Source organism: Ferrimonas aestuarii, from assembly GCF_005116665.1.
GTDB classification, from domain to species: domain Bacteria; phylum Pseudomonadota; class Gammaproteobacteria; order Enterobacterales; family Shewanellaceae; genus Ferrimonas; species Ferrimonas aestuarii.
On the sequence record NZ_SWCJ01000001.1, the window covers coordinates 130,630 to 145,264 of the forward strand.

13 protein-coding genes are annotated in these 14,635 nt (G+C 50.3%); 10 read left to right on the forward strand and 3 right to left on the reverse strand.

Annotated features, from left to right (window positions below; translation table 11 throughout):
- Positions 1-333 precede the first annotated feature (333 nt).
- From FCL42_RS00670 to FCL42_RS00680, 3 genes are all read left to right on the forward strand, one after another.
- On the forward strand, positions 334-2,181 hold the full coding sequence (locus FCL42_RS00670; protein ID WP_136861446.1) for an ABCB family ABC transporter ATP-binding protein/permease: 1,848 nt from the start codon (positions 334-336) through the stop codon (positions 2,179-2,181).
- 75 nt (positions 2,182-2,256) lie between these two features.
- Positions 2,257-2,664 (forward strand): hypothetical protein, encoded by a 408-nt coding sequence (locus FCL42_RS00675; RefSeq protein ID WP_136861447.1) that lies wholly within the window; start codon positions 2,257-2,259, stop codon positions 2,662-2,664.
- A gap of 219 nt (positions 2,665-2,883) precedes the next feature.
- The gene (locus FCL42_RS00680; protein WP_136861448.1) at positions 2,884-4,707 is read left to right on the forward strand and encodes a DUF885 domain-containing protein; all 1,824 of its coding nucleotides are present in this window, start codon (positions 2,884-2,886) and stop codon (positions 4,705-4,707) included.
- A gap of 34 nt (positions 4,708-4,741) precedes the next feature.
- Here the strand turns inward: FCL42_RS00680 and FCL42_RS00685 are convergent, their stop codons facing one another.
- The 3 genes from FCL42_RS00685 to FCL42_RS00695 form a co-directional block, all read right to left on the reverse strand.
- Entirely contained in the window at positions 4,742-5,506 is a 765-nt protein-coding gene (locus FCL42_RS00685) for a glutathione S-transferase family protein (protein WP_169308234.1), read from the reverse strand.
- Positions 5,507-5,536: 30 nt separating this feature from the next.
- Positions 5,537-6,208, reverse strand: coding sequence for a glutathione S-transferase family protein (locus FCL42_RS00690; protein WP_136861450.1), 672 nt, complete (start codon positions 6,206-6,208; stop codon positions 5,537-5,539).
- A gap of 201 nt (positions 6,209-6,409) precedes the next feature.
- Positions 6,410-7,492, reverse strand: a complete 1,083-nt coding sequence (locus FCL42_RS00695) for an NHL repeat-containing protein (protein WP_136861451.1) — start codon at positions 7,490-7,492, stop codon at positions 6,410-6,412.
- Between the two features lie 517 nt (positions 7,493-8,009).
- Between FCL42_RS00695 and FCL42_RS00700 the strand changes: the two genes are divergently transcribed.
- The 7 genes from FCL42_RS00700 to FCL42_RS00730 all read left to right on the forward strand — a co-directional run bounded on the left by FCL42_RS00700 (position 8,010) and on the right by FCL42_RS00730 (position 14,492).
- Entirely contained in the window at positions 8,010-8,990 is a 981-nt protein-coding gene (locus FCL42_RS00700; protein ID WP_136861452.1) for an MDR family oxidoreductase, read from the forward strand.
- 155 nt (positions 8,991-9,145) lie between these two features.
- Entirely contained in the window at positions 9,146-9,439 is a 294-nt protein-coding gene (locus tag FCL42_RS00705; RefSeq protein WP_136861453.1) for a BufA1 family periplasmic bufferin-type metallophore, read from the forward strand.
- Positions 9,439-10,263: a DUF692 domain-containing protein gene (locus FCL42_RS00710; protein WP_267873226.1), complete on the forward strand. Its 825-nt coding sequence runs from the start codon at positions 9,439-9,441 to the stop codon at positions 10,261-10,263. The genes FCL42_RS00705 and FCL42_RS00710 overlap by 1 nt, the downstream gene beginning before the upstream one ends.
- Positions 10,256-10,834 (forward strand): HvfC/BufC family peptide modification chaperone, encoded by a 579-nt coding sequence (locus FCL42_RS00715; protein WP_136861455.1) that lies wholly within the window; start codon positions 10,256-10,258, stop codon positions 10,832-10,834. Before FCL42_RS00710 ends, FCL42_RS00715 begins: the two co-directional genes overlap by 8 nt.
- A gap of 330 nt (positions 10,835-11,164) precedes the next feature.
- The gene (locus FCL42_RS00720) at positions 11,165-12,682 is read left to right on the forward strand and encodes a flavocytochrome c (RefSeq protein ID WP_136861456.1); all 1,518 of its coding nucleotides are present in this window, start codon (positions 11,165-11,167) and stop codon (positions 12,680-12,682) included.
- Positions 12,683-12,792: 110 nt separating this feature from the next.
- Positions 12,793-13,098, forward strand: a complete 306-nt coding sequence (locus tag FCL42_RS00725) for a cytochrome c3 family protein (protein ID WP_229359758.1) — start codon at positions 12,793-12,795, stop codon at positions 13,096-13,098.
- A gap of 137 nt (positions 13,099-13,235) precedes the next feature.
- Entirely contained in the window at positions 13,236-14,492 is a 1,257-nt protein-coding gene (locus tag FCL42_RS00730) for a cupin domain-containing protein (RefSeq protein WP_136861457.1), read from the forward strand.
- Positions 14,493-14,635: the final 143 nt, after the last annotated feature.

The following is a 14,635-nucleotide window of genomic DNA, read 5'->3' on the forward strand; positions in this document are numbered from 1 at the left end:
GTTCATCGCGCAGAGGATCCGCTTACTATCTTATAGCTGAATTTAGAAAAACCGTTGCCGTTGTTCCATGATTTGGCTCAGTAATTTGCGGTTTCATTCACTTGAAGCCGACCTAAAGCGGCGGCTCTGAGCGACCAAGTCTTGGATTGCTTTCTTTGATGAGAAGCCGTTATTTTCGACCTCGTGCGCCACTGTCAAAGACAAACCGCAATTAATTAGAACCGATATTAGTAGTGTTAAATCAAGGATATTCCTCTTAAGGTCAGCGATAATAGGCTCTAATCAAAGCGGTATTTGACTGACCGAACCGGGTCAGTCGTTTTAGGAACACACATGCGTCGACATCAACAAGCCACGGTAAGTTATCAGAACGTCAATTTTGGCGTGCTTAAATCACTGATTCCCTACCTGCTCGAGTTCAAAGTGATTTTAGGCTTGTCGTTAGCCTGCCTAGTTGGTGCCAAGGTCGCCAGCGTTGGCTTGCCTTTCATCTTAAAAGACATCGTAGATACCCTAGATGGCGTTGGTGACATTCCCGCCGCAACGGCCATCCCTCTGGCGCTGTTATTGGCTTACGGCCTGACTCGTTTTGCCAACGTACTGTTTGGTGAACTGCGCGATACCCTGTTTGGTCGCATTACAGAGCGCGCCATGCGCCGAGTTGGCTTGAAGGTGTTTAAGCACCTGCATCGTTTGGATCTGGCGTTTCATCTGGAACGGCGTACCGGCGGTGTGTCTCGCGACATTGAGCGGGGCACCAATGGCATCAGTTTTCTGATGCGGTTTATGGTGTTCAACATCGTTCCGACTCTGCTGGAAATCACCTTGGTTGTGGGACTGTTATGGTGGAACTACCACATCGGTTTTGCGTTGATTGTTGCTGTGGCCGTCACCGCATACATCGGTTTTTCAGTGGTGGCCACTGAGTGGCGTACTGACTTTGTTCGTCAGGTAAATGCCGCTGAATCTCAAAGCAGTACCCGCGCCGTAGACAGCTTGTTGAATTTTGAAACCGTTAAGTATTTCACCAATGAAGATCATGAAAGCCAGCACTACGACAAGGAGCTGGCTAATTGGGAGCAAGCGCGTCGGAAAAACCGGCTGTCGCTGTTTGCCCTAAATGGTGGTCAGGCGCTGATTATTGCCGTGGCCATGACCGCCGCGATGATTCTAGCGGCATCCGATGTGGTGAATGAGCAGATGACTTTGGGGGATTTTGTACTCATCAACAGCTTCATGATGCAGGTGTTCATGCCTCTAAACTTTCTCGGTTTTGTATATCGAGAGATGAAAGGGGCGCTGGCCAACATTGAGCGGATGTTTGAGCTGCTTGATAGAGAACCGCTGGTCAACGACAAACCGGAGGCGCCAGCCCTGAAGATGAACGGCGGCACCATCTGCTTTGATAATGTGGCCTTTGGGTATCACCCACAAAGACCGATCCTTAACGGGGTTAGCTTTGAGGTAAAACCTAAGCAAAAGGTGGCCATCGTCGGTGCCAGTGGCGCGGGTAAATCGACCCTGTTTAAACTGCTGTTCCGGTTCTATGAGGTGAGCTCCGGTGAGATTCGTATCGATGGTCAGGCCATTGATGGCATTACTCAGAAGTCCCTTCGTGGTGCCATTGGCGTGGTGCCGCAAGATACCGTGCTGTTTAACACCTCAATTTTTGACAACATCCGTTATGGCCGCGTTGATGCCAGTGACGATGAGGTGTGGCACGCCATTCGGTTAGCCCACCTTGACCAGTTTATTGAGCGGTTGCCAGAGAAGGAGCAGACTCTGGTTGGCGAGCGCGGCTTGAAGCTCTCAGGCGGCGAGAAGCAGCGAGTTGCTATCGCCAGAGCGATCTTAAAGCAGCCGCCGATCATGGTGTTTGATGAGGCCACCTCCAGTCTAGACAGCCATTCTGAACGACACATTCTGGCGGCGATGCAGGAGATTGCTAAGGAGCAAACCACGTTGGTTATTGCTCACCGCTTGTCGACCGTTGTTGATGCAGACAACATCATCGTGCTGGATCAGGGGCAGGTTGTGGAGCAGGGGACTCATGAAGAACTGCTTGAAAAACAAGGGCATTACAGTGCCTTGTGGCTGGTTCAGCAGCAGTCACAGCGTCAGTCTTTGCAGCGTTCACAACGTCAGGCGGATGACCTACAAAACGGCGGTGAGATCTCCTAGCCCTCTGCCTTGAGTCGCAATTTGTGTCTCTGGTAGCTTATTGGGCGTAGAAAACCAATCTCAAGGATGAGAGCCATGAACCGCCTGTTAATAGTGTCTGTCGCGTTGCTGGTCGCCGCGGCATTGTGGTGGACAGACACCGCTACCCCCCATCAGACAACGTCGTTATCGGCATCGCCGGAAGCGAAGTCAGAAGAGGCAAAATCGTCAATTTTCGAGCTGGCTAATATGGAAGTGGGTCGCATCCCACCTAAACCTCAAAAACAGCGCCGCGTCAGTGAAGACCAAGAGCGCGATCAGGTTGATGAGCAGCCTATCTCCTCTGAGCCAGAGCAAGCCCCTCAACCGGTACCGGCGGCCACCGCTCACCATCAGCCGATGGCGGCTCCAGCCAATGGCGCGGGTTTCGTTTCTCACCCCAGCCACAAGGCACCGCTGCAGGCTCCGATCAGCCAGACCAGACCCAGTACACCACAGCCTTAGCTTTCAAGGTGAGTGGTGCCGCGGGGTAAGAGATTCTCTGCCTCGCGTTGTCTCCTTCCACAACTTTCCCTCAGGCAGGCCTTAAGCTTGAGTTATCCATCCATATCCTTGGCTTAATACCTGACGTATTTCGAAACATTTTGGGGTATGAATAGTGAAGTGCACTTGCTAGTTTACTTATGGACAGGAGTCTAAATATTAAAAACTAGGGAAAGTGAGATGAATAAAATCGTTAAGGGAATTGGCGTTACGGCCATAGCGGCGGTGATGGCTGGCGTCAGTTTTGCTGCCCATGAATGGTATGCGGATAAGCCATTTCTGTTTCGAGCCTACTTGGACCGGCCACTGATTAAAATTGCCATGGATCAGCCTGAGATGTTGACCAGTTTAGGCGTATTGGAGTCCGTGGGGATTACCGGCCATAACGCTTATCTGGACAACGACAGCCCAGAGCAAGGGGATAAGCTGTTTGCCCAGATGGCATCATTACGAGATGGGCTTTCTCAATACGACAATGATTCACTGTCAGAATCGGAGCTGCTGTCAAAGCAGGTGGCCCAATACCTGCTTGACTTAATGAGCCAAGCGGAACCGTATCGATATCATACCTATCCGGTGAATCAACTTTTTGGCATTCAAAATGGTTACCCAACCTTCATGCAAGCTCAGCACCGTTTGCAAACTCAGGAAGACGTGGAGCATTACCTAGCGCGACTTGATGCGGTTCAGCTCAAGTTTGCTCAGACGCTAGAGGGGTTAAAGCTTCGAGAGCAAAAAGGGATTATCCCGCCGCGATTTATGATTGATCGAGTGTTAACGGAGATGACTGAGTTTGTGGCTCAGCCCATTGAGACCAACATTCTTTATACCAATCTGGAGCAAAAGGCCGCCGAGATTGAAGGGGTGTCATCGCAGCAGTCTCAAGCCTGGCTGGCGGACGCCAAATCGCGAATTCAAGACTCAGTTCATCCTGCCTATCAGTCTTTGATTGACTATTTTACCCAATTGGCGCCAAAGGCTGGCAACGACGTGGGCTACTGGCATCTGCCTGATGGTGATAAGGCCTACGAGTTGGCGCTCAAGCTGTTTACGACCACCGATTACAGCGCCGAACAGCTGCATCAGTTGGGATTGTCTGAGGTTGAGCGGCTTCAAGCGCAGATGCTGTCGATCATTACGCAGCAGGGGTACTCCGTTGACGCGGGGTTTGAAACGGCGATGGCCGAGTTAGCGGCGGATCCTAAGCACTATTATCCAGACAACGACGAAGGTCGCGCTCAGATCTTAGCTGACTATCAACGGATCTTGGATGAGATTGACGCGGGATTAGACCCTGTATTTAACGTTCGCCCGCAAGCCAGCATGGAGGTGCAGCGAATTCCTGAGTTTAAGGAGAAAACCTCACCTGGGGCGTATTATCAGCAGCCCTCTCTCGATGGAACTCGACCGGGCCGCTTCTTTGCCAACCTGTATGACATCAAAGCTACGCCCCGCTATAGCATGCGAACTCTGGCTTACCATGAGGGGATCCCCGGTCACCACTTCCAGATTGCCATCGCCATGGAGCTAGAAGGGTTGCCGTTTATGCGCCGTATGGCCCCATTTACCGCCTACATTGAAGGTTGGGCGTTGTACGCCGAACAAGTGGCTTGGGAGGCGGGATTTCAGGATCAGCCGCTGGATAATTTAGGACGCCTGCAGGCGGAACTGTTTCGTGCGGTGCGGCTAGTGGTTGACACCGGCCTTCACGCTAAGCGCTGGAGTCGTGAGCAGGCCATCGATTACATGGCCGCGAACACAGGCATGGCAAAGTCTGATGTGGTGGCAGAAGTTGAGCGCTACATTGTGATGCCAGGGCAAGCCACGGCGTATAAGGTGGGCATGCTCAAGATTCTTGAACTTCGCCAAAAAGCGCAGCAAGCGCTGGGGGATAAGTTTGAATTAACGGCATTTCACGATGCGGTACTGAAAAACGGTGCGCTGCCTTTAGATATTTTGGAGCAGGTGATTGACGATTACATCGCCAAGGTCCAAGCCAGTTGATGAGGTGAGCCCGCAAATGCGGGCTTTTTTAAGCTTAAAAGCGCCCACCCACTCGGCGTATCAGCCGCAGGGCAACTCGCAACAGCCAATTGGGAAGTGGCATCATCTCCGGTTTGATACCAGCCTGATAAGCCGGTCTGGCTTCGATTCGGCGAAGCCATTGCCGAACATAGGGGAAGGGGTGTACATCGTAGCCAAGGCGCGACAATAGCTTGGCATTTGGGTACCAAGCGATGTCTGCCAGTGAGTACTCACTTCCAGCCAGCCACGCCGTTTTACTCAGTTGACACTCTATCTCTTCGAACTGCGCATCCAGCACGGATTTGGCTTGCTGCAGATCGCTTCCAGCCTTTCCCAAACGTCGCTTGCGATGGAATTCCGCTCGATGAGGCACATGTTGTTCGTAGTATCGCCACTGCTCTGGCGTCGGCAGCCGCCCCAGCCCATTGGCATAGACGAAATTGACCACTTGGTGCTCATGGGACTGGGCCGCCTTCTCTAGCCAGCGAGTCATTAGCTGAGCCTGTTCAGGTTGTTGTGGCGTCAATGACACCTTGGGAAACTGCTGCTCCAGATAGGACAAGATGGTGCACGATTCGGTTATTGAGTGGTTGTTATGAACCAGCGCGGGCACTTCACATTTTGGGTTGATGGCTCGGTAGTGGTCGCTTAACTGTTCATTGGCCATCAGATTGATTTTGATTTTCTGAGGCGTAAGCCCTTTTTCGGCTAAGGCCAGCATTACCCTTTGGGCGCAGTTAGAGTAGGGGTGGTAATACAGCGTGAGTGTTTCAGTCATGACATCGGGTCTCATGGATTATCGGCAAGCCTAAGCGGCTAAGGGAGAGAAGCCGCCGCTTTTTTGCAGCGCTCTTTGGTAGGCGGGGCGTTTTCGCATCTGGAGCAGGTAGCGTTCAATGTGAGGGTAGTCATCGCCGAAATCGACACGGACCTGAGCCACCTCAAGGCAGTAACCTATTACAATATCTGCGGCCGTCAGTTGGTTCCCAGCGATCCACATTGAGTTTGATAGGGTATTGTCGATGTGCCCGAGCATCTTGCTCAAATTGGGCTGAAGGTAAGCAGACACCGCACGGTTGATCACCAGTTTTATCAATGGGCGAATCAATCGCGGGCTTCTGCTGATTAACCTAGAAAAGATCAATCGTTGCAGTAACAGGGGCATCAACGAACCTTGAGTTGCATGAAACCAGTAGAGATAGGCTTCGCGGCTTGGGCTGCCGGGTGTTGGTCGTAGTGGCGAGTTCGGCTGTTGATCAAGCAGGTAATCCACAATGGCATTGGTTTCCGCGAGTCGGTTTTGCCCGTCAGATATGGTGGGGGCTTTGCCAATGGGATGGAGTGCTTTGTATTCAAGGGGCGCCAGAGTGTTTGGACCTACTCGGGCGTATTTCTGAAGGTGATAGTCAAGCCCAAGCTCCTCCAGTAGCCAAAGAATCCGAATGGATTGTGAGTTTTCTAGATGGTGTACGGTTAACATTGATCATTTCCCCATTGGAAAGGCCAGCGGTAATGCTGTCCAATACTCATTTAAATGTCATGATATATATCGTGACATCTAAAATCTAGGGTTTTATGAGTTCAGCAGAGAGACGGTGTCGACGGGTGGGGTGCAAGAGGAGAGCTTTAGGCAAGCCTGGTGCTTTTAAGCCGCCAGGCTGAACCTCGTATCCAATGCGTGTTACCGCGGGGAGACTTTACGGATGTAGCCGTAATCATTTTCGGTAATGTAGAGGTTACCCAGATGATCCAATGAGATCGCTCTGGGCTCGCTGATTTTCTCACCTACGGCGTTAAAGGGCAGTCCATCGCCGCTGTGCTGATGATCCCGTCCACCGTCAATAAACAGATGGATGATGCCGCTGGGGTCAACAAACCAGATCTGCCCCCCTTTGTGTGTCGCGAGAAAATAGCCTCCGTTGGGGTGAAACCAGATTCCTCTGACTTCATTCAAGCCGGTTTCCAGTGCCGGGTAGCCATGGCCGCCGCCTCGGATCTTTCCATTTCCGGCCACCGCCGTTTTGTTACCCTTGGCATCAACCCGGTAAACCTTGTGACCATTGCGGTCGGTGACATAAAGTTGATTCTTGTCGTTCAAGGCCAGATTGGCTAGCTCTTTGAAGCCACTGGCGATCACCTCAACCCCCGCCTCGGGCGTCCAGCGTTTGAGCTCACTTCCAGAGGCGTAGTAGGCAAGAGTGGCATCCGAGCTCACCCACAACCCTCTGCCAGTTTCAATGCCGCTAGGGTCGTGGAATAGGGTGGAAATCTGACCGTTGGGAAGCACTCGGCGAACTTTGTTATTTCCGGTATCTAAGATGTCCACTGCGCCGCTTCGCTGAACCCAGATCCCATTGGGAAAACACAGCGCCACTTGTTGAGCTGGAGCCGGTTGGTCGCCACCGTCAGCGCATTGGTTGGTGCCTGCCAAGGTGGTTATCTGGCCTTGTTCATCAATGCGCCGGATGCCGTGAGCATCCTTATCGGCAATGATGACATTACCCTGATAGTCGGCAATGGCATGATGAGGGCGAGATAACTCAACTTGAATCGCAGGCTTACCTTCAAATTCTGAATGCCAGTTGTTTAGGTATTTTTGGCGATCTTCACCGGTTCCGGCAATGGTTGAGATGCTGCCATACTGATTACTGAACCGCTCAAAGTTGTGATATTGATTGATCTCCATGGCCAGTGTGGCGCCGACCCCGGCAAGTAACAGAGCACCGGACAGTAGGATAAAGTGGCGAAAGGGAAGCTGTGACATCATGGTCTCCTAAAAAATTCGGCCACTGGCGAGAGTGGCCGCTAAGCATGAAGAAAGATGACTTAGTCAATGGCGACTACCTGCACTGTATGGCTCAGTGTATTGGTGCCTCACTAACGGGTAGGTACGATACGGTAATGGTCTAAAAATAACTTTGATCCACATCTAAAGTTTTGATCAAAACTTACACTTGGTGTTTTTAGAGCCATTCTTTAATTGGTTTTTGATTCTTAACTGGTCGAAACTATATGGTGGAATGCATTCCAGTCCGTGACCTTGGAAAGTGTTTGAAAATTGAGAGCTGGCGGCGATTCACACAAACAACATTTACACTCGCACGAGGCTGTTTTTATCCACTTGCTCGCTTAAGCTAATGTCAATTGCTGATATTCACAGCTTGGCTCGCTTCGGTAGAACTCTGTTGACCCCTACCTTTGTCTAAGTGCGTTTTGGTTGATTACTGGCCAAATTGGCTGCGATATTAGTGTCCAACTGTCTCCCATTTAGGAATTGACTCATGTTTAAAGCCCTTCAGCTAACTCAAGACGGCAAAGCAACTCTGGCCAAGGTATGTGAACTGGACGACAGTGCACTGCCGGCGGGAGAGGTATTGGTGGAGGTTGTTGCCTCGTCACTGAATTACAAAGACGGCCTAGCGGTAACCGGTAAGGGTAAGATTATCCGTGATTTCCCTATGGTCCCAGGCATTGATTTTGCTGGTAAGGTGCTGGAATCCAGTGACGATCGCTATCAGGCAGGAGATGAGGTGGTTCTCACTGGGTGGGGCGTAGGTGAGCGTCACTGGGGCGGTATGGCGCAGCGCGCTCGAGTCAAAGCCGATTGGTTAGTGCCGATGCCCAAAGGCGGCGATCACCACAAAGCGATGATGATTGGCACTGCAGGCTTGACGGCGATGCTGTGCGTTCAGGCGCTGGAAGATGCCGGAGTGAAGCCCGAGCATGGTGAGGTGCTGGTTACTGGTGCCAGCGGCGGGGTGGGTTCAGTAGCAGTAAGCCTTCTGTCCCAATTGGGCTATGAGGTCGTGGCGTCCACAGGGCGTGTCGAGGAAAATGGCGACATGCTGACCGCGTTGGGGGCTAAAACCCTGATGCCTCGCAGTGAACTGGAAGCTGAGTGTCGTCCATTGGAGCGTTCCCGCTGGGCGGGTATTGTCGATACCGTGGGCGGCCAGGTGTTGGCCACCGCTTTGGCCCAAGCTAACTATGGTGGCGCGGCGGCCATCTGTGGTTTGGCCGGTAGCTTTGCACTGCCAACGACGGTAATGCCGTTTATTTTGCGTGGGGTGTCGTTACTGGGGGTGGATTCGGTAATGTGCCCTCTTGAAAAACGTCAGCGCGCTTGGAATCGAATTTTAGAGATCTTGCCGCAAAGCTACTTTGATCAAGCTTGCACCAGCATTAGTCTGGAACAAGTGCATGATTACGCAGACCGAATCGTAAAAGGCCAAGTGACCGGTCGTGTGTTGATCACTCTGTAACTTTGTGGTTTGTCAGTGAAGCCAGCACTCTGTGCTGGCTTTTTTATGCCTGAAATGTATATCCATGGTTTCTATTGTTCTGAGGAATCCGGAAAGGAAAGGCGCTCCGCACCTATCTTGTTAGAGAACCCTAATGGTTATCTAGGAGCATCAACATGGATAAAGGCAGTGGATTGAAAGCGGCGGTAACTGGTGTGTTGTCCGTTGGCGTATTAGCACTTTCCAGCCAAGCTCATGCGGTACCTGATCAACCCAAGGCATGGGAAAAATGTGCTGGAGTGGCGAAAAAGGGCATGAATGACTGCGGTGCTCTCGATGGCAGCCATGGTTGTGCAGGGCAGGCGAAAATGGACAACGACCCCAATGAGTGGGTGTACGTGCCTCAAGGCACCTGCAAAAAATTAGGAGGTAAGGTCGCTAAAGTGAAACCTGCAAAGGGCGCCGCTTAGTGTTATCACTCTCATCGACTGCAGCGAGTTTTAGCGTTCGTGAAACTCACATGGGCGAACTCCTAGCGGAGGCGACGTCGTTGCCGTTTATTGAAGTGATGGCCGACAACTTTATGGCCCTACGTGGGCCACATTATTATCAGCTGCAGCAATTGGCGGAGCGTTACCCGGTTGTGTTGCACTGCGTCGGCCTCTCTCTAGGGGGAGCTGGGCCAACGGAGGAATACCTGAAACGACTTACCCACATGGCCAATGAATTAAGCGCCATTGCCATCTCCGACCATTTGAGTGTCAGCACGATTGACGGCACAGACCTTCATGATCTACTCCCCATTCGATATGACCATCGCACCTTAGAGCAGCTCGAGTCCCAGATACAGCGGGTGCAAACACAAACTCGGTTACCGCTGCTGCTGGAAAACATCTCTCGCTATCTTGCTTATCGTGACGACCTCATCGACGAAGGGGAGATGTTGGCTGAGCTGAATCGGCGCACAGATGTCGGAATTTTGCTGGATATTAATAATCTGTACGTTACCGCGCATAACCTTGATGACGACCCGCTGGTGCTGCTTAAGCACTTTCCCTTGCATGCAGTGGGTTACTGCCACCTTGCTGGGCATGAACGCCGACAGGCGCTGCTAGTGGACACCCATGGCTGTCATGTTAGCGAAGCCGTGTGGCAGCTTTTTCAACAAGTGCTTAACAGTATGGGACCCAAACCCACCATTATTGAATGGGATAACCAGATACCCCCTGTGGTGACCATGTTGCGAGAGAGTGCCATCGCCGAGCGCATTTTGCAGGAGGCTAATTATGGCTAACAGTCGTGATCCGCTTAATTTTTATCAGCATCATGGGGTGTTGGGGTTTAAAGCAACGCTGGCTCCGATTGAGCAAGCGTTGGCAATTTATAGAACAAATCGGGTCGGCGCTTATATCACTGCGGTGTCGAATAGTTATCCTTGTTTTCGATTTTTAATTGGCGATAAATTATTTGAACAAATAGCTAGAAACTATGTCTTAGACTTTGAGTTTGCTAGAAACAGTTCGATGAAATTAGAAGATTGTGGCCTGAACTTATTATCGTGGCTGCAGGCTAAACCTCAATCGAAAGTGCTTTTGATGGACTTTCCATTCCTCGGGGCTTTACTTAGGTGGGAGTGGGGATGGCATTGTGCCCACCATACCCCCAAAGAGGTAGATCTGGATCACGCTGCTTGCTCCGAAAAACGGTGCTATGTGGCATCTTCTTATGATATTCCTGAAATCTGGAAAGCCTTGATGTCACTGGCTCGTGGTGATGAGGTTGAGCTGGACGTCGTCAGTGGCAAGCAGAGGTTGTGGGTAATAGAATCCAAACCGAGATCGGTGCAATGGCAGCGATTGCGCTGAGTGAATTGTTTGAGTGAATAACATGGGAAAGTGTGACGAAGATCAAGAATGTTTTTTCTTTTGAGGCGGAGATTATATTTCTTTGTTATTTATTAACTGAGTCATTTTTAACTTCACTACTGTTCTTAATGTACCTTTGTACCAACTTATAAAGTTGGAACTCATTCCAGAAAATGATCCTATTAACCTAACTTCTTAAAATTTGCAGCCGAGCTTATTTTTTAGGAAAACCCCCTGGTTAAATGTGTTTAATGCCAATTTCTCCCGTTTTGGAATTGGTTCCAGATTTACACTTGCCATCAAGTTAATCACAACAAAGGTGAAAACCAGATGAGCAAGGTAGATCTGTTAGGACGCCGTAATTTTATTAAAGGCTTAGGCGCCGCTAGCGTCGCCATGGCCACTCCAGCACTGGCTTCTTCTGTTAGCGCAAACGAAGTTAAATGGGATGAGACTGTTGAAATCGCCATTATTGGTTCCGGTTTTGCTGGTCTGGCAGCTGGTATCGAAGCAACTCGCAAAGGTTGCAAATCTGTAACCATCTTTGAAAAGATGCCAGTGTTTGGTGGTAACTCCGCTATCAACGGTGGCCTGTTTGCTGCACCTGGTACTCCAATGCAGAAGAAAGAAGGTGTGGACGACTCTGTAGAGCGTATGGTGTCCGACCAGCTGAAGTCTGGCCGTGGCATTGCTGATGAAGAGCTGTTGCGTCACGTTGCTTCTCACGCTAACGAAGCGTTGCAATTGACCATGGATGCTGGTGCTGAATTCCACCCTTACCTACAGCAATTGGGCGGTCACTCCGTTCCTCGTACTTACCAAACTACCGTAAGCTGTGGTGCTGGTATCACTCAGCCGCTGCTGAAAGAGTGTCGTAAGCTGGGCGTTGGTACGGTAAGCCGCGCTAAGTTCGAAGGCTTTGTGCTTGACGATAACGGTAAAGTAGTGGGTGCTAAGATCCGCACTGGTTACTACTTCGGTGAAGAAGGCAAAGGTAAACTGATCTACGTTAAAGCGACTCGCGGCGTGATCATGGCTACCGGCGGCTTTGGTCAGAACATCGATCTTCGTATGGCTCAGGATCCTACTTTGACCGCAGAAGTTGGTTGTACCAACGCCAAAGGTGCGACCGGTGAAGGTATGTTCGAAATGTTCCGTCTGGGCGCAATTCCTGTACACCTAGCTCACATTCAGTCTGGTCCATGGGCGTCTCCAGATGAAGGTGGCTTCGGTTACGTATCTAACTACTCCATCTTTAACTTCCCACACTCTATTGCGATCAACCGCATGACTGGTAAGCGTTTCATGAACGAAATCGCTGACCGTAAGACTCGTGCTGACGCTGAGCTGAACTGCCGTGATGCGCAGGGCAACCCGCTGCCACCAATCATGATCACCAGCTACGAGCATGCGAAAGAGCACCCTAACTGCAAGAAAGTACTGAAGTACAACGTAGGCTGGAAATTCGATTCTGTTGAAGAGCTGGCTAAGCACTTCGACGTACCTCTGAAAGAGCTGAAAGCTCAGATCGAAGAGTACAACGGCTACGTTAAGTCCGGTAACGACGAGCAGTTCGGTAAGAACATGGGTAAAGCCAAAGGCAAATACATCAAAGCACCATTCACCGTGGTACGCCTGTGGCCGAAAGTGCACTACTGCCAAGGTGGTGTTCAGGTGACTAAAGAAGCTCGCGTAAAAGACAGCTTCACTGGTCAGCCAATTGAAGGCCTGTTCGCTGCTGGCGAAGTGTGCGGTGGTATCCATGGCGTGAGCCGTTTGGGTAGCTGCTCTATCCCTGAGTGTATGGTGATGGGCATGACTGCTGCACGCACCATCATGGGCGCCTAAGTCTTAGATCGATTTTAGAGGATACAATGATGAACAAATTTATGACTCTGGCTGCAGCTATGATGCTGACCTTCGGTGCTCAAGCCGCTGATCTGCAGCCTGGTGACAGCATGACCAAAATGGGTGCTAAGCACGGCCGTGTATACCACGAAATGAACTACGACGATGGCTGTAAGTCTTGTCACGACCAAGGTATGCGCAAGCGTCCTTCTGACACTGCTTGTCTTGAGTGTCACGATCGCGATGATTTGGCTGAAGCGACTGCCCGTGAAGGTGATGAAGTGTGGCAGAACCCACACAACAACCTGCACTACGGAAAAGAGGTACCGTGTATTGAATGTCACGGCGAACATCAAGCTAAGCGCCCTCTTTGCCTAGATTGTCACACTTTTAAGTTTGATAAGCATAAACAATAAACAAGACACAGCTTAAATAACTTAAAATAAATTTCTAGAGTTGGGTGGGTAGTTCTCCGAATTAACCTTCCCACCCAACTCATTTTATATTCTTAAATTTCCAGTATGATTTAAGAACTGTTGTAGGAATGATGATAATGAAAAAAGCACTACTATTTGCAAGCCTATTCGCTGCTAATAACGCCATGGCGATTGAGATTCCTGATTTTCTTGATAAAAAGGAAATTGAAAACGCCACCTTTAAATGTCTGACTGAAGAGCAGAAATATTCTGCAGCAGATCAAAAATACGTTGATATTTTGTGGCAAGAGACCCTGAAATATCTTGAAGGTTACGCGGTTGCATTGAGTACCTCTGATGGTAACTGCCGCAACTCTGACCTGACCATGTACCAAACCAACACCCATGACCTGAAAGGTCCTCAGTACATGTGCATCATGGACCGTCGCGACATGAAGCTGATGGTTAAGCACATCTACTCTGTATTGGCCAACCCTGATGAAGCGAAACAGTGCTTCGGTGCTCGTGAAGACGTAAACTGGATCTACAGCCCAGGCGGTGAGTTAGAAGCCAAGTCTCCAGTAGCTAAGTGGTTGAACCGTACCACTTTTGAAGAGTTCTTCGAGAAAAACGTAACCAACGAAGAAGTTAAGAAGTACGGTCGTGAATACACCAAGAACTTCTACAAGATGGTAACCGGTGACGACATCAAACTGCCTGATGCTTTCCCATTCGATGTCAGTGCAAACTCTCTGCCTAACCTGTGGGCGTCTGTGGGCTGGTTCCCAATGTACGCAGAAGAGAGCGAGCGTAACAAGCGTAACTTCGAAAAGACCCGTGGTAACTACGCTTACGCTGAAGTATTTGGTCACTGGGGCCTGCTGCGAATTGATGAAATTAGCGGCGAGAAAGTGGGCGCCGAAGTGGGTATGGTGACTCAGCGCGTAGATTCCTTCTATCCTTACCACAACCACGCTATCTCTGAAATCTACTACACCATGCGTGAGCCTGCGTGTACTGATGAGTTCAAGAACTTTGCGGTTCGTGAAGACAGCCCTCTAGTGAAAACCATCAGCGAAACCGACACCGTTCGTGAAGTGGAATTCGATGCTGGTATGGCTAACGAAGAGTGGTTCTGGGCCAACACCTCTCCAGAGAAAGATGACCTGGCGTACTTCCACCAGAACACCATCCACGCATTCCAGTACAACGGTGCAGAGTGCCACGCTAAGCCAGAAGAGAAAGCCATCGTAACCGTATGGGCTCGCTCTAATGCTAACGACAAGCGTAACGACTACGGCACCACCTTGCTGTGTGAGTCTGCAGACCGCCCTAACACCCCAGCAATGCGCGGCGAAAAAATTCGCTGTGACCTGACTAAGCTCAAGTACTAAGTCAGATTATTGCCTGCGAAGTGAATGCTTCGCAGGCAATTAAAAATACCCATTACCAAAGCAAGTAATAGTTATTTTTAAATTAAACATTTATCAACTCTCTCTCTAAAAAGAAAATTATTAAGCCCTTGTCAATCCTATTG